This is a genomic window from Sphingomonas taxi, from assembly GCF_000764535.1.
In the GTDB taxonomy this organism is placed as follows: domain Bacteria; phylum Pseudomonadota; class Alphaproteobacteria; order Sphingomonadales; family Sphingomonadaceae; genus Sphingomonas; species Sphingomonas taxi.
In genome coordinates, this window is record NZ_CP009571.1 from 2,917,784 (window position 1) to 2,939,900 (window position 22,117).

24 protein-coding genes and 1 tRNA gene are annotated in these 22,117 nt (G+C 70.1%); 17 read left to right on the forward strand and 8 right to left on the reverse strand.

Translation table 11 applies throughout. The features are described from left to right. Window positions 1-3: 3 nt before the first annotated feature. The 16 genes from fliF to fliS all read left to right on the forward strand — a co-directional run bounded on the left by fliF (window position 4) and on the right by fliS (window position 15,126). Window positions 4-1,686 carry a flagellar basal-body MS-ring/collar protein FliF gene (gene fliF, locus MC45_RS13240; RefSeq protein WP_038663994.1) on the forward strand — a complete coding sequence of 561 codons (1,683 nt, stop codon included), beginning with the start codon at window positions 4-6 and terminating at the stop codon, window positions 1,684-1,686. Further along, entirely contained in the window at window positions 1,683-2,705 is a 1,023-nt protein-coding gene (gene fliG / locus MC45_RS13245) for a flagellar motor switch protein FliG (protein WP_038663999.1), read from the forward strand. Before fliF ends, fliG begins: the two co-directional genes overlap by 4 nt. Beyond that, a complete protein-coding gene (locus MC45_RS13250) occupies window positions 2,698-3,459 on the forward strand; it encodes a FliH/SctL family protein (RefSeq protein WP_038664002.1) in 762 nt (253 codons plus the stop codon). Before fliG ends, MC45_RS13250 begins: the two co-directional genes overlap by 8 nt. Next, complete coding sequence (locus MC45_RS13255; protein ID WP_038664005.1) at window positions 3,453-4,781, forward strand: FliI/YscN family ATPase; 1,329 nt, start codon at window positions 3,453-3,455, stop codon at window positions 4,779-4,781. Before MC45_RS13250 ends, MC45_RS13255 begins: the two co-directional genes overlap by 7 nt. Further along, window positions 4,774-5,205, forward strand: a complete 432-nt coding sequence (locus MC45_RS13260) for a hypothetical protein (protein ID WP_038664008.1) — start codon at window positions 4,774-4,776, stop codon at window positions 5,203-5,205. The genes MC45_RS13255 and MC45_RS13260 overlap by 8 nt, the downstream gene beginning before the upstream one ends. 35 nt (window positions 5,206-5,240) lie before the next feature. Next, a complete protein-coding gene (locus MC45_RS13265) occupies window positions 5,241-7,796 on the forward strand; it encodes a flagellar hook-length control protein FliK (protein ID WP_038664011.1) in 2,556 nt (851 codons plus the stop codon). 20 nt (window positions 7,797-7,816) lie between these two features. Continuing rightward, entirely contained in the window at window positions 7,817-8,434 is a 618-nt protein-coding gene (locus MC45_RS13270) for a flagellar basal body-associated FliL family protein (RefSeq protein WP_038664014.1), read from the forward strand. 4 nt (window positions 8,435-8,438) lie between these two features. Continuing rightward, a complete protein-coding gene (locus MC45_RS13275; RefSeq protein ID WP_038664017.1) occupies window positions 8,439-9,377 on the forward strand; it encodes a flagellar motor switch protein FliM in 939 nt (312 codons plus the stop codon). Further along, the gene (fliN, locus tag MC45_RS13280) at window positions 9,374-9,676 is read left to right on the forward strand and encodes a flagellar motor switch protein FliN (protein ID WP_038664020.1); all 303 of its coding nucleotides are present in this window, start codon (window positions 9,374-9,376) and stop codon (window positions 9,674-9,676) included. Before MC45_RS13275 ends, fliN begins: the two co-directional genes overlap by 4 nt. A gap of 10 nt (window positions 9,677-9,686) precedes the next feature. Further along, complete coding sequence (locus tag MC45_RS13285; protein WP_038664023.1) at window positions 9,687-9,941, forward strand: flagellar biosynthetic protein FliO; 255 nt, start codon at window positions 9,687-9,689, stop codon at window positions 9,939-9,941. Beyond that, window positions 9,938-10,822, forward strand: a complete 885-nt coding sequence (gene fliP, locus MC45_RS13290; RefSeq protein ID WP_038664026.1) for a flagellar type III secretion system pore protein FliP — start codon at window positions 9,938-9,940, stop codon at window positions 10,820-10,822. The genes MC45_RS13285 and fliP overlap by 4 nt, the downstream gene beginning before the upstream one ends. Before the next feature lie 156 nt (window positions 10,823-10,978). After that, the gene (gene fliQ, locus MC45_RS13295; RefSeq protein ID WP_038664029.1) at window positions 10,979-11,248 is read left to right on the forward strand and encodes a flagellar biosynthesis protein FliQ; all 270 of its coding nucleotides are present in this window, start codon (window positions 10,979-10,981) and stop codon (window positions 11,246-11,248) included. 4 nt (window positions 11,249-11,252) lie between these two features. Beyond that, complete coding sequence (fliR, locus tag MC45_RS13300) at window positions 11,253-12,023, forward strand: flagellar biosynthetic protein FliR (RefSeq protein WP_038664032.1); 771 nt, start codon at window positions 11,253-11,255, stop codon at window positions 12,021-12,023. Continuing rightward, window positions 12,023-13,162, forward strand: coding sequence for a flagellar type III secretion system protein FlhB (flhB, locus tag MC45_RS13305; RefSeq protein WP_038664035.1), 1,140 nt, complete (start codon window positions 12,023-12,025; stop codon window positions 13,160-13,162). The genes fliR and flhB overlap by 1 nt, the downstream gene beginning before the upstream one ends. Before the next feature lie 51 nt (window positions 13,163-13,213). Next, window positions 13,214-14,728: a flagellar filament capping protein FliD gene (fliD, locus tag MC45_RS13310; RefSeq protein WP_038664038.1), complete on the forward strand. Its 1,515-nt coding sequence runs from the start codon at window positions 13,214-13,216 to the stop codon at window positions 14,726-14,728. Continuing rightward, window positions 14,728-15,126 carry a flagellar export chaperone FliS gene (fliS, locus tag MC45_RS13315; RefSeq protein WP_038664041.1) on the forward strand — a complete coding sequence of 133 codons (399 nt, stop codon included), beginning with the start codon at window positions 14,728-14,730 and terminating at the stop codon, window positions 15,124-15,126. The genes fliD and fliS overlap by 1 nt, the downstream gene beginning before the upstream one ends. Window positions 15,127-15,233: 107 nt before the next feature. On the opposite strand, the gene MC45_RS13320 is transcribed toward fliS, so the two are convergent. Genes MC45_RS13320 through argH form a run of 5 tightly spaced genes read right to left on the reverse strand, consistent with a single transcriptional unit; the run spans window position 15,234 to window position 19,830 of the window. After that, window positions 15,234-16,187 carry a zinc transporter ZntB gene (locus tag MC45_RS13320; RefSeq protein WP_038664044.1) on the reverse strand — a complete coding sequence of 318 codons (954 nt, stop codon included), beginning with the start codon at window positions 16,185-16,187 and terminating at the stop codon, window positions 15,234-15,236. Beyond that, window positions 16,184-16,945: a precorrin-2 dehydrogenase/sirohydrochlorin ferrochelatase family protein gene (locus MC45_RS13325; RefSeq protein WP_038667407.1), complete on the reverse strand. Its 762-nt coding sequence runs from the start codon at window positions 16,943-16,945 to the stop codon at window positions 16,184-16,186. The genes MC45_RS13320 and MC45_RS13325 overlap by 4 nt, the downstream gene beginning before the upstream one ends. Beyond that, window positions 16,942-18,219 carry a diaminopimelate decarboxylase gene (gene lysA / locus MC45_RS13330; protein ID WP_038664047.1) on the reverse strand — a complete coding sequence of 426 codons (1,278 nt, stop codon included), beginning with the start codon at window positions 18,217-18,219 and terminating at the stop codon, window positions 16,942-16,944. Before lysA ends, MC45_RS13325 begins: the two co-directional genes overlap by 4 nt. 10 nt (window positions 18,220-18,229) lie before the next feature. After that, window positions 18,230-18,466 (reverse strand): flagellar basal body L-ring protein FlgH, encoded by a 237-nt coding sequence (locus tag MC45_RS13335; protein ID WP_038664050.1) that lies wholly within the window; start codon window positions 18,464-18,466, stop codon window positions 18,230-18,232. Continuing rightward, window positions 18,463-19,830, reverse strand: coding sequence for an argininosuccinate lyase (gene argH, locus MC45_RS13340; protein WP_081974555.1), 1,368 nt, complete (start codon window positions 19,828-19,830; stop codon window positions 18,463-18,465). Before argH ends, MC45_RS13335 begins: the two co-directional genes overlap by 4 nt. Window positions 19,831-19,957: 127 nt before the next feature. Between argH and MC45_RS13345 the strand changes: the two genes are divergently transcribed. Then, complete coding sequence (locus tag MC45_RS13345; protein ID WP_342666984.1) at window positions 19,958-20,440, forward strand: TlpA family protein disulfide reductase; 483 nt, start codon at window positions 19,958-19,960, stop codon at window positions 20,438-20,440. 114 nt (window positions 20,441-20,554) lie between these two features. Here the strand turns inward: MC45_RS13345 and MC45_RS13350 are convergent, their stop codons facing one another. From MC45_RS13350 to MC45_RS13360, 3 genes are all read right to left on the reverse strand, one after another. Beyond that, window positions 20,555-21,112, reverse strand: a complete 558-nt coding sequence (locus tag MC45_RS13350) for an isochorismatase family protein (protein ID WP_038667414.1) — start codon at window positions 21,110-21,112, stop codon at window positions 20,555-20,557. 7 nt (window positions 21,113-21,119) lie between these two features. Beyond that, on the reverse strand, window positions 21,120-21,929 hold the full coding sequence (locus MC45_RS13355; RefSeq protein WP_245640727.1) for a DUF429 domain-containing protein: 810 nt from the start codon (window positions 21,927-21,929) through the stop codon (window positions 21,120-21,122). Between the two features lie 50 nt (window positions 21,930-21,979). Then, a tRNA-Gln gene (locus MC45_RS13360) sits at window positions 21,980-22,053 on the reverse strand. Window positions 22,054-22,117: the final 64 nt, after the last annotated feature.

The window sequence follows — 22,117 nt, forward strand, 5'->3', positions numbered from 1 at the left end:
TCGATGAGCACTGCCCTCGCCCCCGCCTCGCCCTCGGCGCTGCCCGAGAAGTTCGCCAACCCGCTCTTGCAGATCAAGGGCATGCTCGCCCAGCCCGCGGTGCGGCGCAGCCTGCCGATGGCGATGCTCGTCGCGCTGATCGGCGCCGCCGCGCTCGCCTGGATGACCTTCGCGACGCCGACGCAGAAGACGCTGTTCACCGGCCTGACCGACGCCGACAAGCAGGCGGTGACCAGCGCGCTGACGCAGGCCAATATCACCAGCAAGATCGACGAAGGCACCGGCGCGCTGACGGTCAACGAGGACCAGTTCAGCAAGGCGCGGATGCTGCTCGCCGGCCAGGGCCTGCCCAAGCAGGCACCGGGCGGGTACGCGATCCTCGACCAATTGCCGATGGGCGTCAGCCGCGCGGTCGAAGGCGAACGGCTGCGCCAGGCGCGCGAGACCGAACTCGCCCGTTCGATCGAGGATATCGACGCGGTCGCCGAGGCGCGCGTCCATCTCGCAATGCCCGAAGCGTCGGTGTTCGTGCGCGACAATGCCGCGCCATCGGCGTCGGTCGTCGTCAAATTGCAGGGCGGCCGCGCGCTCAGCCAGGCGCAGGTCCAGTCGATCGTCAACCTCGTCGCCTCGTCGGTGCCGGGGATGAAGCCCGAGAGCGTCACGATCGTCGACCAGATGGGCGCCTTGCTGTCCAAGCCCGGCGCCGGCGGCGTCGACGGCGACAATGACGCGCGGCTGGAGATGCAGCGCAAGACCGAGGACAAGGTGCGTCAGCAGCTCGTCCAGTTGCTCACGCCGTTGGTCGGCGCGGGCAATTTCACCGCCGAGGTGCAGGCCGACATCAACCTCGACCAGACGCAGGCGACCCGCGAGACCTACGACAAGGCCGGCACGCTGCGTGCCGAGACGGGCAATTGGGTCGGCAATCAGGCGAACGGCCCGGCGACGCCCGGCGGCATACCCGGTGCGCTGTCCAACACGCCGCCGCCCGCCAGCCAGTTGCAGACGCCGCAGCCCGCCAATGGTGCGAGCGGTGCACCCGCCGCGGCGCCGACGCCGGTCGCCGGTGGCCCCGCCCCCAATCCCAACAAGCAGAGCGACAGCTTCCAGCGCGCCTACGACCTCGGCAAGGAAGTGTCGGTGACGCGCCAGGCGCCCGGTTCGGTCAAGCGGCTGTCGGTCGCGGTGCTGCTGCGGGATCCCGACAAGACGCGGCGCACCGCGATGGAGATCGGCCAGATCACCGATCTGGTGAAGAGCGCGGTCGGCTTCGACCAGGCACGCCAGGACCAGGTGACGGTGATCAGCCGCAAGTTCGCCGAGACCTCCGCCGATGCCGATGGCCCGGCCTGGTACGACAATGCCTGGCTGCCGGTGCTCGCCCGCAACGGCACCGCGATCCTGATCGCGCTGCTCGTCCTGCTGCTCGGCGTGCGTCCGCTGGCCAAGGGCCTGATGAAGAAGCGCGAGGATGCCACGCCGGCGCTCGCCGGTCCGGGCGCCACGCCGGTCGGCGGCGGCGAGACCGACGGCATCACCGTGCACGAGGCGGTCAGCCTCGACCGGCTCGAGGCGTCGCAGACGGTCGACGACCGGATCGGCGCGGTCCGCGGCTTCACCCGCGACAATCCGGCGCGTGCCGCGCTGGCGATCCGCGACATGATCAAGGCCGACGCCAAGTGAGCGCCGTTGCCCCCGCCCGCACCTATACCGGCGTCGAACGCGCCGCAGTGCTGATGATGCTGGTCGGCGAGGACGAGGCCGCGGCCATCCTCCAGAAGCTCGATCCCGAGGAGGTGCGCCAGCTCGGCTCGGCGATGTTCGCGGTCGCCGACGTCTCCGAACAGGAGATGGAGGACGTGCTCGACGATTTCGTCGGCAAGGCGCGCGAGCGCACCGGCGTCACCTTCGAACCGCGCCCGCGGATCGAGGCGGTAATGAACCGCGCGCTCGGCGCCGAGAAGGCGGAGAGCGTCCTCGCCCGCATCACCCCGCCCGAGGCGGCGTGCGAACTCGAATTGCTCGACTGGCTCGACGCCAGCGAGATCGCGCAGATGATCGAGAAGGAGCATCCGCAGATCGCCGCGGTGATGATCGCCAACCTCGATCCCGCGGTCGGTGGCCAGGTGCTCGAACTGCTGCCCGACGCGGTGCAGCCCGATATCCTCCACCGTATCGCACGGCTGGGACCGATCAACGCCGATGCGATCGACACGCTGAAGACGGTGCTCGCCAACCGGCGCGGCGGCAGCGGCGGCGGCGGCTCGGCGAGCGGCCTGTCGCTGGGCGGCACGCGCGAGGCGGCGAAGATCCTGCAGGGCGCGCGCAAGGCGACCGAACAGCGGGTGCTGCCGAAATTGTTCAAGATCGACAAGGATGTCGCCAAGGCGATCGAGGAGGCGATGTTCGTCTTCGACAATCTGCTCGACATGGACGACAAGAATCTCGGCACGCTCATCCGCAACGTCGACGGCGACATCCTGTCGCGCGCGCTCAAGGGCGTCGACGAGACGGCGCGCAACCGCTTCCTCGGCTGTATGTCGGCGCGTGCCGCCGACGGCATCCGCGACGAGATGGAGGCACGCGGGCCGATGAAGCTCGCCGAGGTGCTGGAGGCGCAGAAGGCGATGATCGGCATCGCCCGCAACCTCGCCAAGGACGGCACGATCATGATGGGCGCAGGCGACGACGATTATGTCTGACTTCGTCGCGGGTTTCGCCGCACGCCACGACACCGCCGCGCATCTGTTGCAGGCCGCCTTCGCGCCCCCCGCCGGCTTTTCGCCGCGCGAGATGTGGGCGACGCTGGAACGCACGATGGGCGGCGCTGCCGCCGCCGCGCCGGCACCCGAGCCGCGCAGCGGCCCGCGCCACTTCAGCCCCGCCGACCCCGGCGGCGACAAGCCGACGCGCGGCTGGGACCCGCTCGACACCGAGGCGGAGCCGAGCGGCTTCATCGACCCGGTCGAGACCGCGCACGCCGCCGGCTATGCCGAGGGACTGGCCGCCGCCGCCGCCGCCGCGCGCGCCTCCGGCGACCGCGACCGCGCGCTGCTCACCCAGCTCGCCGCGGCGCTCGCCAACGGCCACCAGCTCGACCGCGACCATATCGCCGGGCAATTGCGCCAGACGGTGCTGCTGCTGGTCAACAAACTGGTCGGCGAATGCGGCGTCGCCCCCGCGGTGCTCAACGCCCGGATCGAGGCGGCGGCGGAGCTGCTGGCGGAGGCCGGCGAATCGGCACTGCTGCGGCTCCATCCCGACGACCTGCCGCTGGTCGAGGGATCGCTGCCCAAGACGATCTTCGCCGCCGGCGACGCCTCGCTGACGCGCGGCAGCTTCGTGCTCGAAAGCGCCTCGACGCTGGTCGAGGACGGCCCCGAATTGTGGCTCGGCCAGCTCGCCGAGGCGATCGACCGCGTGCCCGTGCCGACGCTGGAGGAGCGCGGGTGTTGAACCGCTTCACCGCCGATTACCTCGAAACGCTCGCCGCCGCCGACTTCCGCCCGACGCCCAAGGTGTCGGGGCGGCTCTCGTCCTACGACGGGTTGCTGATGGAGGCGGTCGGCCTGTCGCTGCCCGTCGGCACGATCTGCGAGATCGGCGGCCATGGTGACGCCAAGGTCGAGGCGGAGGTGATCGGCTTCCGCAACGGCCGGACGCTGCTGATGAACCTCGGCGGCCCCGCCGCCCTGCTGCCGCGCGCGCCGGTACGCCCGATCGGCGCGCCCGGCGAGGCGGAGGTCGGCGCGGCGATGCTCGGCCGCGTCGTCGACGGCGCGGGACGGCCGATCGACGGGCTCGGCCCGATCCGCGGCGCGGGCAAATGGCCGCTCGCCGGCAAGCTGCAATCGCCGCTCGACCGTGGCCGCGTGCTCGAACCGATGGACGTCGGCGTGCGCGCGATCAACGGGCTGCTGACGATCGGCCAGGGCCAGCGCGTCGGCATCATGGCCGGCTCGGGCGTCGGCAAGTCGGTGCTGCTCGGCATGATGGTTCGCGCCGCGCAGGCGGACGTGATCGTCATCGGCCTGATCGGCGAGCGCAGCCGCGAGGTCGCCGACTTCCTCGAGACCAAGGTCGCCGGCGCCGCGCGCCAGCGCTCGGTCGTCGTCGCGGTGCCAGCGAACCATTCGCCGGTGCTGCGCATCCGCGGCGCGCTGCGCGCTACCGCGATCGCCGAAGCCTTCCGCAACGAAGGCAAGAAGGTGCTGCTGATCATGGACAGCCTCACCCGCGTCGCCCACGCCGGCCGCGAGATCGGGCTGGCGCTGGGCGAACCCGCCTCCGCGCGCGGCTATCCGCCGTCGGCGATCGCGATGCTGCCCAACCTCATCGAACGCGCCGGCACCGACGTGCGCACCGGCGGCTCGATCACCGCGATCTACACCGTGCTCGCCGACGGCGACGACGGCAACGATCCGGTCGTCGATTCGGCGCGCTCGATCCTCGACGGCCATATCGTGCTCAACCGCCATCTCGCCGAGCGCGGCGTCTATCCGGCGATCGACATCGGCCCCTCGGTCAGCCGCGTGATGACCGACATCGCGCATGCCGATCACATCCATGCCGCACGCGTGCTGCGCCGCCATCTCGCGACCTATGAGGAGAATCGCGACCTGGTGCTGATGGGCGCCTATCGCCCCGGTGCCGATCCGGCGATCGACGCGGCGATCGCTGCGCATCCGGCGGTGATGGAATATATCAAACAGGGGTCGGACGAGATCGTCTCGCTGGGCGATGCGATCGGCGAGCTGACCGGCGTGTTCGGTGCCTGACGCCAGGAAGCTCGCGCGCATCCATCGCGTGCGCACGCTCCAGCTCGGCCTGACCCGCGCCGACGAGGTGCGCGCGCACGAGAAGTTCGCCAGCGAGGAGCATCTCGCCCGCCGCATCCAGGCGCTCGCCGATGCGGTGTCGCCGGCGCCGGACACGCGCGCCAGCGCCGCGGCAATGGGCGCACAGGCGCATTTCCGCGATAGGCTACACCAATCGTCGGCAGCGGCGCAGGCGCGGCTCCAGTCCGCGGAAGCGTTCGTCAACCGCGCCACCGAGGCGACGCGATCCGCCAAACGCGACCAGAGCGCGATCGAGAAACTGCTCGAGCGGGCACGCCGCGCCGCCGCGGTTGCCGAAATGCGCGCGCTGGAGGAAACGCCGCCCGTTTCGCCGCTGAAGGCAAAACGGCACGATCCTTGCTGATCGCAGCGGGACACCCTCTCGACGAGATTGCCCCGATGATCACTCCCGCCACTGCCGTCGCCACGATCGCCCCCGGCCTGCCGGGCAAGGGCGCGTCGCCGGCCGGTGGCGAAATGTTCGCGCTGTCGATGCTGGCGGTGGGCAGAGAGGCGGATGCGGCGGCCTTGCCCGCCATGCCGGCGGCCGCCCCGGTACCGATGACCGGACCGGTCGCGCCGATCGAGACCGGCCGGCAAGGCTTTGCCGCTCCCGGCATGCCGCTGCCGACCGAGGCCGTGCCGGCGCGGGTCGATCCGGCGCTCGCGTGGCTGGCGGCGGTCGACATTCCCGTGCCCGCGCCGCTCGAGGTGCCGCCGGCGCTCGCCGCGGTGCCGGGGGCCGAGGTGGCGACGGTGATTACGCCGACCCCGCGTAGCTTCCGGCCGGTGGCGAACAACGGCGCATCCGTGATGGCGCTCGCGGCGACCGCACCCGATGCGGCCGTCGCGCCGGCCGATCCGCTGTCGATCGCAGCCGCACCGGTCGACGCGCCGACGGCACCGGCGACACCGGATATCCCGGCGCGGCAGCCCGATGCGGCCACACGTCCGGCGGCCAAGACGGTTGAACGTCAGCCGACGCCGGCCGCCGCGATGCCGGCTGCCGCACCGGCACTCGATAGTGCACCGGTGGTCACGACCGTCCCGTTGATCACATCGGTCGCACCGCAAGCCGGCGACGCTCCACAAGCGGCGCCGGTCGCGGATGCAATCGTCATCACGCCCGATGCCCCGACGAAGCGCACCGCCGGCAAGGCCGAAGTGCCGATGCGCGGCGTGCGCACCGCCGCACCGCGTCTCGCCGAACCGGTCATGCCGACTCTGCCCGAACCGGACGAGGCCCCCGTATCCGCCAGCAATCAGGGTGACGAGGCCGCCGTCCCGGTGGCAGTCGACACACCGGCCTTGCCGCGACCGGACGCCGTGGTGATCGCCCAGGCCGTACCGGCACCCACACCGCCGCCGACGCCGACGCCAGTCATCGCGGAACAGCCGCAGCCGGCCCGCCGCGTCGCGCTGGCCACCAAAACGACGGCGACTGCCCCCATGACTCCATCGGCGATGCCGCAGGTCGCCGCACGCGACGCCGCACCGACCCCACAGACGGAAGCGTCCGTCCCTGTCACGGCACCGATGAGCTCGCCCGTACCGGCAGCGCCGGCAGCGGCACCGACGCCCTCCGCGCCGAATCCGGTGATCGATCACGCCACAGCGGCACCGCCGCCGGGAAAGCGCTCGGACGATGCCTCGCCGGTCGTGGCACAACGCGTTGCCGACATCGCTCCGCCTCCTGCATCCGCGGTGCCAGTGACCGGGGCGATGGCGCCGGTCGCAGCGCCGGTGCAGATCGCGCGGTCGCAGCCGGGTGGCGGCGCTACCGTCAGCCCGGCGACGACGCGGGCGCGGCCCGCACAACGTCAGACGACGACACCGGTCCCGCAAACGGCCTTGGACCCGGCCCCGCCGACCATGATCGTCGATCGTGCTGCGGTCGCGACCGCACCGGTCACGACCGTCACCGCGCCGCTCTCCTCACCGATCGCATCGACCGCCGCCACCGCCAACGTCCCACCGCCCTCCACCCTCGCGGCGGCCACGCCGGCAGATGCCACCCCGGTCACCCCCGCCACGCAACCGACGGTCGCTGCGCCGGTGCCCGCGACCGCGCCCGCCGCAATACCAACCGCGGTCGCGCCCCCCGTCATCGCAGCGGCAGCGCCGGTCGCGGTCGCCGGCGCGCCCGTGATCGCCGGTCCCGCGCCCGCCACTCCGGCACCGCAGCCGCGCGCGTTCGTGCGGGAGGTCGGCGGCACGGTCCGGCAGACGGTCGCGCTGCGCCCGCAGGCGGCGGCGCTGCCGCAACCGCCCGCGGGCACGACCGCACCGGCCTCGCAGGTGTTCGGCGCCGCGATCCACGCCGCCGCCGGTGCCGACGAGCGCCGCGCCGCCGAGCCGGTCGAGCTGGCGCCGACCGCGGCGCCCGCGCTGGCGCCGGTCGTCGGCGGCAATGCCGTCGTCGATCCGCAGCCGACGCTCGACCTGCGCCAGAACGGCTGGCCGGCGGCGATGATCGACCATATCGAGACGCTGCGCGATGCGGCCAATGCCACCGACACGCGCATCCGCCTCGTCCCCGATGCGCTCGGCGTGATCGACATCGCGGTGAAGACGGTCGGCGACGCGATCCACGTCCGCTTCGCCGCCGCCGACGCGACGACGCGGACGCTGATCGAGGAGGCGCAGCCGCGCCTTGCCGCGATCGCCGAGGAACGCGGCCTGCGCATCGGCCAGACCGTGGTCGAGGCGGCGCCGGCCAGCCAGACGAACACGGGTCAGCCGCAGGGCCAGGCGTCGCAAAGCCAGTCGTCCCAAGGCCAGTCCACCGGCCAGTCCGCCGGCCAGAGCGCGAGCGGTCAGCCGCAAGCCAATCAGGCGCAGACCGGCCAGCAGCAGCAGCCGCGCCAGAACCAGACCTCCGCGCGCCAGCCGGCCTCGCCGCCGCGGGCGCCCTCCCCCCACACCGACGCCGCCGCCGACGGCCGCGTCGCCTGACATTCTGAGGATCCGAGACGATGAGCGACAAACCCGAAGACGCCCCCAAGAAGAAGGGCGGGATGAAGAAGATTCTGATCATGGTGATCGCGCTGATCGTGCTGGTCGGCGGCGGCGTCGGCGCCGGCGTCTATGCGGCGAGCAGCGGCCTGATCGGCGGCGGCCATGCCGCGGCGCCCGAGGAGCACGGCCCCAAGCTGATCCCCAAGTCCGAACAGAAGCGCCCCGCCGCGGGCGGCGAAGGTGGCGAGGGCCATGGCGGCGGCGAAGCGGCGTCGAGCGGCGGCAAGCACACGCCGTCGGGCGGCGACGGCGACAAATATGCCTCCAATTATTACGCGATGGACCCGCAATTCACCTCCAACCTGCAGGATTCGGTGCACGTCATCCAGGTCGGCATCGCCGTCTCGACCCCCTATGACGATACGGTCATCGAGAATCTGAAGACCAACGACATCGCCGTCCGCTCGGCGGTGCTGCTGACGCTCGGCGACACGCCCGAGGAGCAGGTGTTCAGCTCCGCCGGCAAGCTGCAGATGCAGCAGCGGATCGCCAAGGCGATCAACGCGACTCTCGAACAAAAAGAAGGATTCGGCGGCATCAGTAACGTCTACTTTACCAATTTCGTTGTTCAGTGAGCCCATGGTTAATGCCGCAGAAACCTCCGAACGACGGGCAAGGGAACGCCGCCCCGCCGCGCATGCGGCGCGGCTCGGCGAGACCAAGCTCAATCCGTTCGGCGACCTGCATACGCTGCAGCACCTGTCCGCGCGGCTCGCGCGGGCGTTGCGCGGCGTGTTCGAGCCGTTGCTGCGGCGCGAGGTGCGCGCCTGGGCCGAGCCGCTCGTCGTCCAGCGTTTCGGCGACTATCGCACGGAGCGGGCCGACGGGCTGACCGCGTGGCTGCCGCTGATCATGTCGCCGCAGGGCGCGACCGGCCTGTGCGTGCTCGACGGCGTCTTCGTGCTGGAGATGCTCGACCTGTTCTTCGGCGGCACCGGCGCCGCCCCCGCGGTGGTGCCGGCCGAATTCTCGCCCGCCGCCGAGGCGATCGTCGGCAAGATCGGCGCCGCGATCGCCGGCCCGCTGCGCTCCGCCTGGGAGCCGCTGGCGCGGATGGACTTCACCCCGACGCGCGTCGAGATCAACGCCGCGATGCTCGCCACCGATAGCGACGATGCGATGATTGTCACCCGCTTCGGCCTCGCCGCGGGGGACGACAAGCCCGTCTTCATCGACCTGCTCTACCCGGTGACGGCGCTCAAGCCGCATGCGCCGACGCTGACCGGCAAGGTGCTCGACAAGCAGGAAGCGGACCCCGCCTGGCGCACGTCGCTGACCCGCGCCGCGATGAACGTCCGCTTTCCGATCCGCTCGGTGCTCGCCGAGCCGGTGGTGCCGCTGTCGATGCTGATGAACCTCAAGCCGGGCGACGTGATCCCGATCAGCTTCGGCCCGGAAGTGCCGGTGATGGTCGGCAGCGACTGCCTCGGCAAGGGCACCGTCGGCACCTCGAACGGCCATGCCGCCGTCCGCCTTACCTCCATTGCCCGATTCGACGACGAAGGACCTGACGCATGAACGATATGACCGGCGGCTTCCCGCTCGATGCGGGGGTGGCCGCCAACTTCCGGCTGCTCCAGGACGTCGACGTCAAGCTGACCGTGGAGATCGGCTCCACCCAGCTCACGCTGCGCGAATTGCTCGCGCTCGGCGAATCGAGCGTGATCGAGCTCGATCGCCAGGCCAACGAACTACTCGACGTCTTCGTCAACGGCACGCTGATCGGCCGCGGCGAGGTCGTCACCGTCGGCGACCGCTTCGGCGTGCGGATGACCGAGCTGGTCACCCCCGACAAATCCGCTCCCTCGCGCGGCTGAAGGCAGACCCATGCTCTGGTCCTATATCCTCAAGCTCGTCATCCTGCTGCCGCTCGTCTGCGGGCTGATGATCGGCTGTCTCTACGCCTGGCGCAAGCTCGAGACGCGGATGCCGGGCAAGGCGCCCAACCGGCTGATCGCGATCAAGGAAACGATGATGATCTCGCCGGGCCTGCGGCTCGCGGTGCTCGATTTTGAAGGCAAGCGGCTGCTCGTCTCGGTCGGTCGCGGCGGCGTCACGCTGATCGACAAGGTGGACCAGTGAGCATCACCGTCACCCGCAACGGCCATGGCCCCGCGCTGATCCGGCCCGCACGCCCGTCGCGCCGGGGTGGCCGCGACCGTGCGCACAAATGGCTGTGGGCGATCCTAGCGATCGCACTCGCGCTGCTGATCGCGATGCCCGCCTTCGCGCAAGCCACGCCCGCCGCGCCGGCGCCCGGCGTCGGCGACGCGGTCGACCGCGCGCTGGGGCAATTGAGTTCGGGCGCCGCCTCGGGCGGTACGCAGTCGGCGCCGCTGTCGCTGTCGCTCCAGGTCCTCATCATCATGGGCCTGTTGACGATCCTGCCCGGCATCCTGCTGATGATGACCAGCTTCACCCGCATCGTCATCGTCCTCGCGGTGCTGCGCCAGGCGCTCGGCCTGCAACAGACGCCGCCCAATCAGGTGCTGATCGGCCTCGCCCTGTTCCTGTCGCTGTTCATCATGGCGCCGACGATCAGCCAGATGAACACGCAGGCGATCCAGCCCTATGCCGCCGGCCAGCTCGCCGGCACGCAGATGATCGAGCGCGCCGGCGCGCCGCTCCACGCCTTCATGGTCAAGCAAACGCGGATCAAGGACGTGACGATGTTCGCCGACATGGCGAAGTCCGGCCCCTATGCCGCGCCCACCGACATTCCCTTCGCCGTGCTGCTGCCCGCCTTCGTCACCTCCGAGCTCAAGACCGCCTTCCAGATCGGCTTCCTGATGTTCCTGCCGTTCATCGTCATCGATCTCGTCGTCGCGACGGTGCTGATGGCGCTCGGCATGGCGATGCTGTCGCCGACGATCATCTCGCTGCCGTTCAAATTGCTGCTGTTCGTGCTGGTCGACGGCTGGGCACTGACCATGGGCAGCCTCGCCAATTCGTTCGCGACATGACCGCGCCCATCCACCCCCGCCCGGTCGCCCTGAGCCTGTCGAAGCCTGTCCTGAGCGACGCCGCAGGCGGCGTCGAAGGGGACATGGGACACGGGTGCTTCGACAGGCTCAGCACGAACGGTGCGGATGTCGCCACCGTCGCTTCGGGATTTCCCAATGGACGCTGATTATTTCCTCACCGTCGCCAACCAGACGATGTGGGTGCTGGCGCTGGCCAGCGCGCCGATCCTGATCCCGGCGCTGCTCGCCGGCCTGATCCTCGGCATGATCCAGGCGGCAACGTCGATCAACGAACAGACGCTGAGCTTCGTCCCCAAGCTCGTCGTCGTCGCCTTCTCGATCATGATCTTCGGCAGCCTGATCCTCGGCCTGCTCACCGATTTCACCGTCGGCATGTTCGAGCGCATCCCGGACCTGGTGAAGTAGACCCATGCTCGGCTTCGGCCTCGCGATCGAGCCCAAGCTCTGGGCGCTGATCTTCGTCATGGTGCGGATCGGCGCGGCGTTCATCGTCGCGCCGGTGTTCGGCGCGGTGGCGATCCCCCTGCCGGTGCGCGTCGGCCTGTCCGGCGCGATCGGCATCTTCGTGCTCAACGTCCATCCGATCGTGCCGCCCGCGCAGATCTTCGCGGTCGCGACCTTCCTCGCGATCTTCGCCGAGGCGCTGGTCGGCTCGGCGATCGGCTTCATCCTCCAGATCGCCTTCGCCGCGCCGATGATCGCGTCGGAGATCATCGGCGGGTCGATGGGGATCGGCTTCGCCTCGTCGATCGATCCGCAGAACGGCCGGTCCACGCCCGCGCTCGGCCAGTTCTTCAGCGTGATGCTGACCCTGCTGTTCCTGTCGGTCGACGGCCATCTCGTTCTCGTCGAATTGCTGGTGAAAAGCTACGAGACGATGCCGCCCGGCACCTGGATCGCGCCCGATCGACTCAAGCAGATCGCCTTCTTCGGCGGCTATGCCTTCCTCGCCGGGCTGCTGCTGGCGCTGCCGGTCGGCTTCCTGCTGCTCTGCCTCAACATCATCGTCGGCATGGTCAGCCGCGCCGCGCCCGCGCTCAACCTCTTCTCGGTCGGCATGCCAGCCAGCCTCGCGGTCGGCGTGATCGCGCTCGCCGTCGCCTTTCCGGCGATGGGCGACTATATGCTCGTCATCGTCCGCGAGGGCCTCGCCGCGACGCAGGCGCTGGTGACCGGCTGATGTCGGAGGGTGGCGACAAGACGGAAGCCCCGACACCCAAGCGCAAGCAGAAGGCGGCGGAAGACGGCAATATCCTCAAGTCGAAGGACTTCGCCACCGCGCTGGTGGTGATGGCCGGCGTCGCCTGGCTGATCTTCGCCGGCCCCTCGCTGCTTGCGGCGTGCAAGGCGGTGATGGCGGCGAGCTTCCAGTTCGACCGCGCCGACGTCGAGGATTTCTCGCCGTGGCGGCCGTTGCAGGAAGCGGGGCTCAAGCTGCTGCCCTCGCTCATCACCCTCTTCGCGGTCAGCGTGATTGCGACGATCGTCAGCTCGGCGGGCCTCGGCTCGCTGACCTGGAACAACAAGCTGATCGCCTTCAAGGGCAATCGCATCAACCCCGCGTCCGGGCTCAAGCGCATCCTCGGGCCGCAGGGGTGGATCGAACTCGGCAAGTCGCTGCTCAAGGTCGTGCTGCTCGGCGTGATCGGCGGCTATATGCTGTGGAAGTCGAGCCGCGCGACGCTGGGCCTCACCTCGTCGAGCCTGGGCGACGCGATCACCGAGCTGGGCGGCACCTTCATCGGCATCATGATCGCGATGGCGGCGGGGCTGTTCGCGATCGCGCTGTTCGACGTGCCGGTGCAGATCATGCAATTGCTCAGCAAGCTGCGCATGACCAAACAGGAAGTGCGCGACGAGCACAAGGAAACCGAGGGCTCGCCCGAGGCCAAGGGCCATCAGCGCGCGATGCAGCGCGCGATGGCGACCGGCGGCGTCCGCAAGGCGGTGGCAGAGGCGCATGTCGTGCTCACCAACCCGACGCATTTCGCCGTCGCGCTGCGCTACGATCGTGGCCAGGACCAGGTGCCGGTGGTCGTCGCCAAGGGCCGCGGTGCCACTGCGCTGGCGATTCGCGAGGCGGCGGGCGAGATGCGCGTGCCGGTGCTCGAATATCCGATGCTCGCCCGCGCGGTCTATTACACCAGCCGCGAGGGCCAGGAGGTGCGCGACGATCTGTACGTGGCGATCGCCACCGTCCTCGCCTTCGTCTTCAACGTCAACGCCGCGGCGGGCGGCGTCGTCCAGCCGCCGATCGACGTGCCCGAGGGCGCGCGGTTCGACGAGCACGGCATCAAGATTACCAGGAAAACGCCCTAAATTGTGCCGCCCCACGGCCGTTTAGAGGAATGAAGCGCGCGGAGTTCGACGATGACCACGACCACTGCCACGACGAGCACGCCCACACCGACGGCCACGTCGACGACCGCGACCAGCAGCGCCGGCGTCACCCGCAACACCGCGCAGCAGGTTCTGACCTCGCTCAGCACCGGCTCGGGCATCGACACCGCCTCGCTGGTGACGGCGCTGGTACAGGCGCAATTCGCCGCCAAGAATGCCGCGATCACCGCCAAGAACACCACGCTCACCGCCCAGATTTCCGCGGCGAGCACGCTCAAGAGCACGATCGCCAATTTCTCGACCGCGCTCGGCTCGTTGAGCGGCGGTGGCACGCTGCAGACGCAGCCGGTCAGTTCGAACCCGACCGCACTCGGCGTCTCGGCGATCAGCGGCACCAAAACCGGCAATCTGTCCTCCAGCGTCACCGTGACCGCGCTCGCCGCGGCGCAGGGGTCGCGCTCGACCGCGGTCGCCGACCGGACCGCGACGATCGCCACCGGCACGCTGACGCTCAAGCTCGGCACCGCCACCTATAGCAGCGACGGCACGTCGATGACCGGCTTCACCGCCAATTCGGGCTCGTCGGTGTCGATCAACGTCACCGACGGCAGCCTCGACGGCATCGCCAGCGCGATCAACGCCGCCAAGGCCGGCGTCACCGCCAGCGTCATCACCGATCAGGACGGCAAGGCGGTGCTGTCGCTCAAGGGAACCACCGGCGCGACGCAGGCCTTCACGTTGCAGGCCGACGATTCGAGCAGCAAGCTCGCCGACTTCAACGTCGGTTACGGCACCGGCGCGACCAAGACGACGCTCACCGGCACCGCCGCCAATGCGCAGCTGACCGTCGACGGCGTCTCGGTCGAGCGCAGCAGCAACACGATCACCGATCTCGTCACGGGCGTGAAGCTGCAACTGAACGCAGTGACCAGCGGCCCGGTGTCGCTGACCAGCAGCCGGCCGACCAGCGCGCTGACGCAGGCGGTCAGCGATCTGGTCGACACCTACAATCAGGTCTATGCGAGCGCCAAGAGCCTGACCGATACGGGCACCGGCGACCTCAAGTCGGATACCGCCGCCAAGACGCTGCTGCGGTCGTTGCAGACGCTCACCACCAAGTCGCTGGTCTCCACCGGCACCAGCGGTGCGCCGACGACGCTGGCGCAACTCGGCGTCGCGACCAATCGCGACGGCACGCTGAGCGTCAACACCGCGACGCTCAACAAGGTGCTCGCCGCTTATCCCGACGAGGTCGAGGCGATGTTCGCGACCACGTCTGGCAATGCGCTCGGCCTGTCGAGCACGATCAGCGGCATCTCGCTCGCCGCGTCGAGCAGCATCACCGGGCTTGGTGCGTCGATGTCGCGCTACACCAAGGCGCAGACCGACCTGACCGATGCGCAGGCCAAGATCACGACCCAGTCGGACGCGATGTCGACGCGGCTGACCCAGCAATTCTCGACGATGAACAGCAAGGTCGCCGCCTACAAGGCGACGCAGACCTTCATGACCAACCAGATCGCCGCGTGGAACAAGAGCAACTGATGGCCTACGCAACCGCACTTCGGGGCGACCCCTATGCCACCTATCGCCAGATCGACGTCGTCGGCCGCACCGCCGAGGCGCATGGCGCCGGTCTCGTCCAGTTGCTCTACGAGGAACTCGTCTCGGCGCTGCGTGCCGCGGCCTGGGCGGTCGAGCACGACCAGCTGCGCACCAAGAGCGAGCGCGTGACCCGCGCGACCGCGATCCTGTTCGCGCTCGAATCGGGCCTCGATTTCGAGCGCGGCGGCGAGGTGTCGACCACGCTGGCGCGGCTGTACGCCGGCATCCGCCAGACGGTGATCCACGCCTCGGTCGGCTACGACCCCACCCCGTTCCGCGAGGCGGCGAGCAGCCTCAGCGAGATCGCCGAAGCCTGGCGCATCGCCCGCGCGGCTTAGGCTTCCATGCCTTCGGGATCGCTCCTGCATAGCAGCGGTCCGTTGAACCCACGCTGCTTCCGCAGGAACACGGCACCAAACCATCCTACAGCGATGGAGTCTGGCGGTTACTTCTGGAACCAGTGCTTGCGCGTGAAATAGCCGAGCACCAGCACCGCGATCGCCGCGCACAGGCCCATGATCGCGTCGAACGCCCAAGGCTTTTGCGCATAGGGCAGATCGGCGACGTTCATGCCGTAGACGCCGGTGATGAAGGTCAGCGGCAGGAAGATCATCGCGATGATCGAGATGACCAGCGAGCGGCCGTCGATCTGTTCGCTCCTGAGGTCGGTGAGCGCCTCGTGCATCAGCGAGGCGCGTTCGCGGATCGCTTCGAGTTCCTCGGCCATGCGCGCCGCACGATCCGCCGCGGCGGCGAGATGGCGGCGATCGTCCTCCGCCAGCCATGCGCCGGGCAGCGTCGCCAGCTTCTCCAGCGCGGCGCGCTGGGGGCTGAGGAAGCGGCGATAGCCGATCGCGGCGACGCGGACGCGGGTGACGGTGCGGCGCAGGTCGAAGACGCGGTTCGCGTCGAGCCGCTCCTCGCAATCGTCGAGTTCGTCCCCGAGATCGGCGACATGCGGGTCGAGATCGCTGGTGATCGCGGTCGACACCGCGGCGATGAAGTCGCCGGGATCGACGATCTCGCCGGCCTCGACCTCCTTCTCTACCTCGGCGATGCCGATCAGCGCACGCCGCGTCACCGAATAGACCCGGCCCTTGATCGCCCAGATCCGGACCGAGGCGAGCGCGTCGCCGGAGGTGACCTCCTCGGTCGAGCGGCCGCGCAGGTTGAGCAAGGCGCCATTGGCGAACGCCTCGCAGCGCGGCCGCGTCTCGCTCGCGGTGAGCGCATCGACGACATAATCGTCGAGCCCCGCCTGATCGCGCAACCACGCCTGCGCCTCCGCCTCGTTGCTGGTCAGATGCACCCAGACGAAGTCGGCGGTGCAGGACAGCGCCGCCTTGACCGCGACCCGCTCGACCTTGCCGTCGGTGATGCGATAGCCGAACCCGCTCATGCCATCGCCAGTTCGACGGTGAGGCCGTCCGACACCGCGAGTCCGGGCGTCCACGGCTGCCGTGCCGCATCGGCGCGCGCACGGTCGAGGATCGCCGCCGGCACGCCGGGATGGTGGAGCAAGCGATCGGCATTGGCGAGCGCGCGTGCCTGCCGCAGGGTCAGGTCGTCGGGATCGGCGGAGGTCAGCACGACCCGGACGTGTCCGGTCGGCCGTGGCTGGTCGGCGGCAAGCCAGCGCGCGACGTCGCCCTCCCCGGCCAGCGGATCGAGCGCGCCGCCCGCCGCCATCGCTGCGCCCAGCGCCCGGCGCCGCTCGCCGCCATCGGGATAGCGCCGGCGCAGTGCGGGCCGTGCCGCCTGCAGCCGCTCCGCCAGTGCGCCGAGGCCGGCGGGCAACAGCGCCTCGAGCCGCTGGCGCAGCGCCGCGGCTAGCCCTGCCGACACGCCGCCGGTGCCGATCGCGACCAGTACCGGCGCACGATCGACGATCGCCGGCGTGGTGAAGTCGCAATGCTCCGGCCGATCGACCGCGTTGACCAGCAGCCCGCGCGCCTTGAGCCGCGTCACCGCCGCCAGCGCCGCGTCCTCGTCCTCGATCGCGACGATGGCCAGCGCCGCCGCGGCCTCCTCGCCGACGATCACCGCACCGGCGCGTTCGAGCAGCCGGCGCTTGGCGTCGGCGGGCTCGCCGCTGCCGAGCAGGATCACCGGGCGGCCCGCCAGCCGCACGAACAGCGGCAGGCTGTGCAGCGTCACCGCGCCGCGCGCCCCGGCGTCAGCCATTCGGGCACGCGCTCGGCGGCGAGGATCGTCTCCGCGGCGATGCGGTCGGCGACCACCGCGAACCGGTCGCCGTCGACCAGCACTTCGGGCACCAGCGCGCGGCTGTTGTAGGTCGAGGCCATCGTCGCGCCATAGGCGCCGGCGGTGCGGAACACGGCGAGGTCGCCGCTCTTCACCGCGTCGATGTCGCGGCCCATCGCGAAGGTGTCGCCGCTCTCGCAGACGGGGCCGGCGATATTCGCGGTCATCCGCTCGCCGCTCGGTGCGACCGCGTCGAAATCGTGCCAGGCGTCGTAGAGCGCCGGGCGGGCGAGGTCGTTCATCGCCGCATCGACGATGACATAGGGGTTGGTGACGCCCGGCTTGACCCAGATCACCTCGGTCAGCAGCACGCCCGCATTGCCGGCGATGACGCGGCCGGGCTCGAACATCAGTTCGACGTCCCAGCCTTCGGTGACGCGCGCGACCATCGCGCCGTAATCGGCCGGGCTCGGCAGCACGTCGCCCGCCTTGTACGGCACGCCCAGCCCGCCGCCGAGATCGACACGCGTGATCGTGTGGCCGGCGGCGCGCAGATCGGCGACGAGCTGCCCGATCCGGCGATACGCCTCCTCCAGCCGCGAGAGATCGGCGAGCTGGCTGCCGATGTGGCAGGCGACACCGCGAAGGTCGAGGCCGTCCAGCGGCGCGAGCCGGTCGAACATCGCCGGCGCCTGGTCGATCGGCACGCCGAACTTGTTCTCGGCGCGCCCGGTCGAGATCTTGGCGTGCGTGCCGGCGTCGACATCGGGATTGACGCGGAGCACTGCGGGCGCGCGCCTGCCCTTGGCATGGGCGATCTGCGCGAGGACGGCGCCCTCTTCCTCCAGCTCGAGGTTGAACTGGCCGATGCCCTCGTCGAGCCCGCGCGACAGTTCGGCGCGGGTCTTGCCGACGCCCGAGAAGACGATGTCCGCCGCCGGAATGCCCGCCGCCAGCGCACGCGCCATCTCGCCGCCCGAAACGACGTCGGCGCCATAGCCTTCCTCGGCGAGGACGCGCAGCACCGCGACGTTGGGATTGGCCTTGATCGCATAAGCGAGATGGACGCGGCCGAGGTCCTTCAGCCCGTCGCGGAACACCTGCGCATGGCGGCGGAAGGTCGCGGTGGAATAGACGTAGACCGGCGTGCCGACCTCGTCGGCGATGCGGGTCAACGGCACGTCCTCGCAATGGAGGATGCCGTCGCGGTAATCGAAATGGTTCATCGGGCCTGGATCAATTGGGGGGCAGGTCGAAATCGTCGCTGCGCCGCTGTTCGGAATTGCTGAGCAACTCGTCGCTGCGCTGCGGCCGCTGCTGCGTCGTCGGGGTGAGCAGTTGCGCCGGGGTCGGCGTCGCCTTGGCGCCATATGGTGCGGGCGGCAACGACGCGCCCGGTGCCGGCTGCAATTGTTTGGCGGCACCGCAGCCGGCAAGCGCCAGCACCAGTGCGAGAGGGATCAGGCGCGTCATGACAGGCTCTCCCGCGCAGCCGCGATCGCGGCGCGCACGTTGGCGGGCGCGGTGCCGCCGAAGCTGGTCCGGCTGGCGACCGAGGCATCGACTGACAGCACGTCGTACAGGCTCTCGTTGACCCGCGCGTCGATGCCCACGAATTCGGCATAGGGCAGTTCGTCGAGCCGCACGCCCAGTTCCTCGGCGCGTTTCACCGCGCGGCCGGTAACGTGATGCGCCTCGCGGAACGGCAGCCCCGCCTCGCGCACCAGCCAGTCGGCGAAATCGGTCGCGGTGGCGAAGCCGCTTTCGGCGAGCCCGCGCATCCGGTCGGTGCGGAAGGTCGCGCTCTCGATCATCCCGGTCATCGCCGCGATCGACAGGCCGAGCAGGTCGTGCGCCTCGAACACCGGCGGCTTGTCGTCCTGCATGTCCTTCGAATAGGCGAGCGGCAGGCCCTTCATCGTCACCATCAGCGCGGTCTGGCAGCCAAGGATGCGCCCGGCATGGCCGCGCACCAGCTCGGCGGCGTCGGGATTGCGCTTCTGCGGCATGATCGAGCTGCCGGTCGACCATTGATCGGACAAAGCGACGAAGCCGAACGGCTGCGACGCCCACAGCACGAATTCCTCGGCGAGCCGCGACAGGTGCAGCGCGGTCTGGGTCGCCGCGGTCAGATAGTCGATCGCGAAGTCGCGGTCGCTGACCGCATCGAGGCTGTTGCGCGTCGGCCCGTCGAAGCCCAGCGCCGCCGCAGTCATCTGCCGGTCGAGGGGGAAGCTCGTTCCCGCCAGCGCCGCCGAGCCCAAGGGACACAGGTTCATCCGCGCCCGCGCGTCGCGGAAGCGCGACACGTCGCGCGCGACCATCTCGACATAGGCCATCAGATGATGGCCGAGCGTCACCGGCTGCGCCGATTGCAGATGGGTGAAGCCGGGCATCACCGCATCGGCATGTTCCTCCGCCCGCGTCAGCAGCGCCTGCGTCAGCGCGTCGAGCGCAGCGAGCACCTGGTCGATCGCATCGCGCACCCACAGACGGAAATCGGTCGCGACCTGGTCGTTGCGCGAGCGTGCGGTGTGCAGCCGGCCGGCGACCGGGCCGATGCCCTCCGCCAGCTTCGCCTCGGTCAGCATATGGATGTCTTCGAGCGCCAGATCCTCCGGCACGCCGTTCGCCGCATAATCGGCGGCGACGACGTCGAGACCGGCGTCGATCGTCGCGGCATCCGCGGCCGAGACGATGCCCTGTTGCGCGAGCATCGCGACATGCGCCTTCGATCCGGCGATATCCTGTCGCCACATCCGCTTGTCGAACGGGATCGATGCGTTAATCTCACGCATCACCGCCGCCGGGCCCTCGGCGAACCTGCCGCCCCACATCGAATTGGAACCGCTCATGCTCTTGGCCTCTTCCGCGCGCGTCGCGATCGTCTGTCTCCTGGCGCTCACCGCCGCGGGCTGCGATAGGCAAAGCCCGCCCCCCGAGCAAGCGAACGCGCAAGCAAACGTGACCGGCGCCTCGCCCGACGAGGCGACGGGCGCCGCCGCGACCGCGCAGATCGGCGTCGATCGCAGCCACAAGGGCGAGGCCGCGCCCGCCACCACGTTCAAGGACGCCGCCGGCAAGCCGACGACGCTGGCGGCGTTCAAGGGCAAGCCGGTGCTCGTAAACCTTTGGGCGACTTGGTGCGGGCCGTGCGTCGCCGAACTGCCGACGCTCGAGGCGCTGGCGAAAAGCGGCAAGATCCGTGTCGCCGCGATCAGCCAGGACACCGGCGCCGCGGCGAAGGTGCCGGCGTTCCTGAAAGAGCATGGCGCGCCGACGCTGACGCCCTATCTCGACGACAAGATGGCGCTGTCGACCGGTTGGAGCGCGAATCTGCCGACGACGATCCTGTTCGATTCGGCCGGCAAGGAAGTCTGGCGCTGGAACGGCGGCAACGACTGGAACGGCACCGCGGCGGCGAAGCTGATCGCCGAAGCGAGCTGAATGCCACCGCGCTTCGACAGGCTCAGCGCTAACGGTGAAGTGGGTGCCCCTGATCGGACCCGATTTCCTCCCGTTCGCCCTGAGCCCGTCGAAGGGCAAGTGAGACCTGATCCCTCACCCCAACGTCACCGTCTCCACACTGACCACCCGCGCGATCTGCGGCAGGATGTGGCGGATCGCGAAGTCGTGCAGGTCGCTGGAGCGCGAGGTGCACGCATCCTCGACGATCACCACGTCATAGGACAATTCCCACGCCGTCCGCGCGGTCGATTCGACGCCGAAATTGGTCGCGATCCCGGCGATCACCACCGTCTCCACGCCGCGGCGACGCAGGTGCAGGTCGAGGTCGGTGCCGGTGAACGCTCCCCAATGATGCTTGAGCACGACGATATCGCCGTCCTGCCGCAGCCCCTCGACCAGCACGCTGAACGCCGGTGGCGTCCCCTCGGCGGGCAGGCGCGGCTGATCGACGTTCAGGCTCGGCATAGCGCCGGCAGTGAAGCCGACGTGGACGAGCACCACGGGCGCGCCCTGCGCCCGGAAGCGGTCGGCAAGCGTCTTGCCGGCGGCGACGACCGCCGCCGCGCTGTGCGGCCCCTTGTCGCCGGCAACGATGCCGTCCTGCAAGTCGATGAGGATGAGGGCGGTGGAGCGGGGATCGAAGGTCGGCATGCCGGCTTCAACCGGCCGCATCCACCCCGGTTCCCGACAGCGCCCGCGGTACCCAGATCGCCGAGCCGTCGTCGCCGAACGCGTCCGCCTCGCCTTCCAGCGCAGTGACGCCGACCCAGGCGCAGACGATCGCATCGAGCATATCCTCATGCGCCTTGGCCGCCACGCCGGCAGGGTGATCGCCGAGCGGCGGCAGCTGATCGGCCAGCCCGTCGAAGCGCGTCGCGAGCAACGCGGCGATCCGCCGCCACTCGGCATGCAGCCGCCCGCGCCGCACCGCGAGCGGCTCACCGGGCCAGTATTTCGCGCTGTTGCCCGCCTTGTACGGCAGCCGCCGCGTCCCGCCGGCGAGCCGCACCAGCGCCGGATGCGGATAGACCTCGATCAGGCCGCCCGCGCTCGCGTCACCTGTGCGCAACGGATAGCCCGCCGCAGCGAAGCCGGCGCGCAGCGTGTCGCTGAGCGCCCCCGGCCGGTCGGCGCTCGGCGAATGCGTGGCGCAATGCCACGCCCCGAACGCACGGGCGATCGCATTGTCCGACGGCCGCCGCGTTACGATCGGCGCATGTGCCAGCGGCATGTCGATCGCGACCAGCGCCACGGCCTCCCCTGCGATCCGCGCCGCCGCCGCGAGCAATGCCGCCGCATCCGGCAGCGACCCCGCAGGCCGCGTCGTCAGCCGCGCACCTTCGGCAAGCGCGAGAAAATGGTCATAGGACGGCGCCACCGTGCGCAGCGTCCACCGCCCCGCCTGCCGCACGGCAAGCGCGACCCCGCTTGGCCGCGTCGCGGTCCAGGCGGCGTCGATGCCGAGCACGACGTCAGCGTTCAGAGGGGGTGGGATATCGCGCATGCGGCGATAAAAACTGGATGCCCGACAAGGACTCGAACCTTGATTGACGGAGTCAGAGTCCGCTCTCTTACCATTAGAGGATCGGGCAATCGCAGGCGGCGCATTTAGGGGGCAGGTGCAGGGCTGTCAACGGGGCAAACGCCTCCGCTTGT

Coding starts and splice junctions, on each gene's coding strand:
- fliF (WP_038663994.1), top strand. CDS start 4: ATGAGCACTGCCCTCGCCCCCGCCTCGCCCTCGGCGCTGCCCGAGAAG.
- MC45_RS13250 (WP_038664002.1), top strand. CDS start 2,698: ATGTCTGACTTCGTCGCGGGTTTCGCCGCACGCCACGACACCGCCGCG.
- MC45_RS13265 (WP_038664011.1), top strand. CDS start 5,241: ATGATCACTCCCGCCACTGCCGTCGCCACGATCGCCCCCGGCCTGCCG.
- MC45_RS13270 (WP_038664014.1), top strand. CDS start 7,817: ATGAGCGACAAACCCGAAGACGCCCCCAAGAAGAAGGGCGGGATGAAG.
- MC45_RS13275 (WP_038664017.1), top strand. CDS start 8,439: ATGGTTAATGCCGCAGAAACCTCCGAACGACGGGCAAGGGAACGCCGC.
- fliN (WP_038664020.1), top strand. CDS start 9,374: ATGAACGATATGACCGGCGGCTTCCCGCTCGATGCGGGGGTGGCCGCC.
- MC45_RS13285 (WP_038664023.1), top strand. CDS start 9,687: ATGCTCTGGTCCTATATCCTCAAGCTCGTCATCCTGCTGCCGCTCGTC.
- fliQ (WP_038664029.1), top strand. CDS start 10,979: ATGGACGCTGATTATTTCCTCACCGTCGCCAACCAGACGATGTGGGTG.
- fliR (WP_038664032.1), top strand. CDS start 11,253: ATGCTCGGCTTCGGCCTCGCGATCGAGCCCAAGCTCTGGGCGCTGATC.
- flhB (WP_038664035.1), top strand. CDS start 12,023: ATGTCGGAGGGTGGCGACAAGACGGAAGCCCCGACACCCAAGCGCAAG.
- fliD (WP_038664038.1), top strand. CDS start 13,214: ATGACCACGACCACTGCCACGACGAGCACGCCCACACCGACGGCCACG.
- fliS (WP_038664041.1), top strand. CDS start 14,728: ATGGCCTACGCAACCGCACTTCGGGGCGACCCCTATGCCACCTATCGC.
- MC45_RS13320 (WP_038664044.1), bottom strand. CDS start 16,187: ATGAGCGGGTTCGGCTATCGCATCACCGACGGCAAGGTCGAGCGGGTC.
- lysA (WP_038664047.1), bottom strand. CDS start 18,219: ATGAACCATTTCGATTACCGCGACGGCATCCTCCATTGCGAGGACGTG.
- MC45_RS13335 (WP_038664050.1), bottom strand. CDS start 18,466: ATGACGCGCCTGATCCCTCTCGCACTGGTGCTGGCGCTTGCCGGCTGC.
- argH (WP_081974555.1), bottom strand. CDS start 19,830: ATGTGGGGCGGCAGGTTCGCCGAGGGCCCGGCGGCGGTGATGCGTGAG.
- MC45_RS13350 (WP_038667414.1), bottom strand. CDS start 21,112: ATGCCGACCTTCGATCCCCGCTCCACCGCCCTCATCCTCATCGACTTG.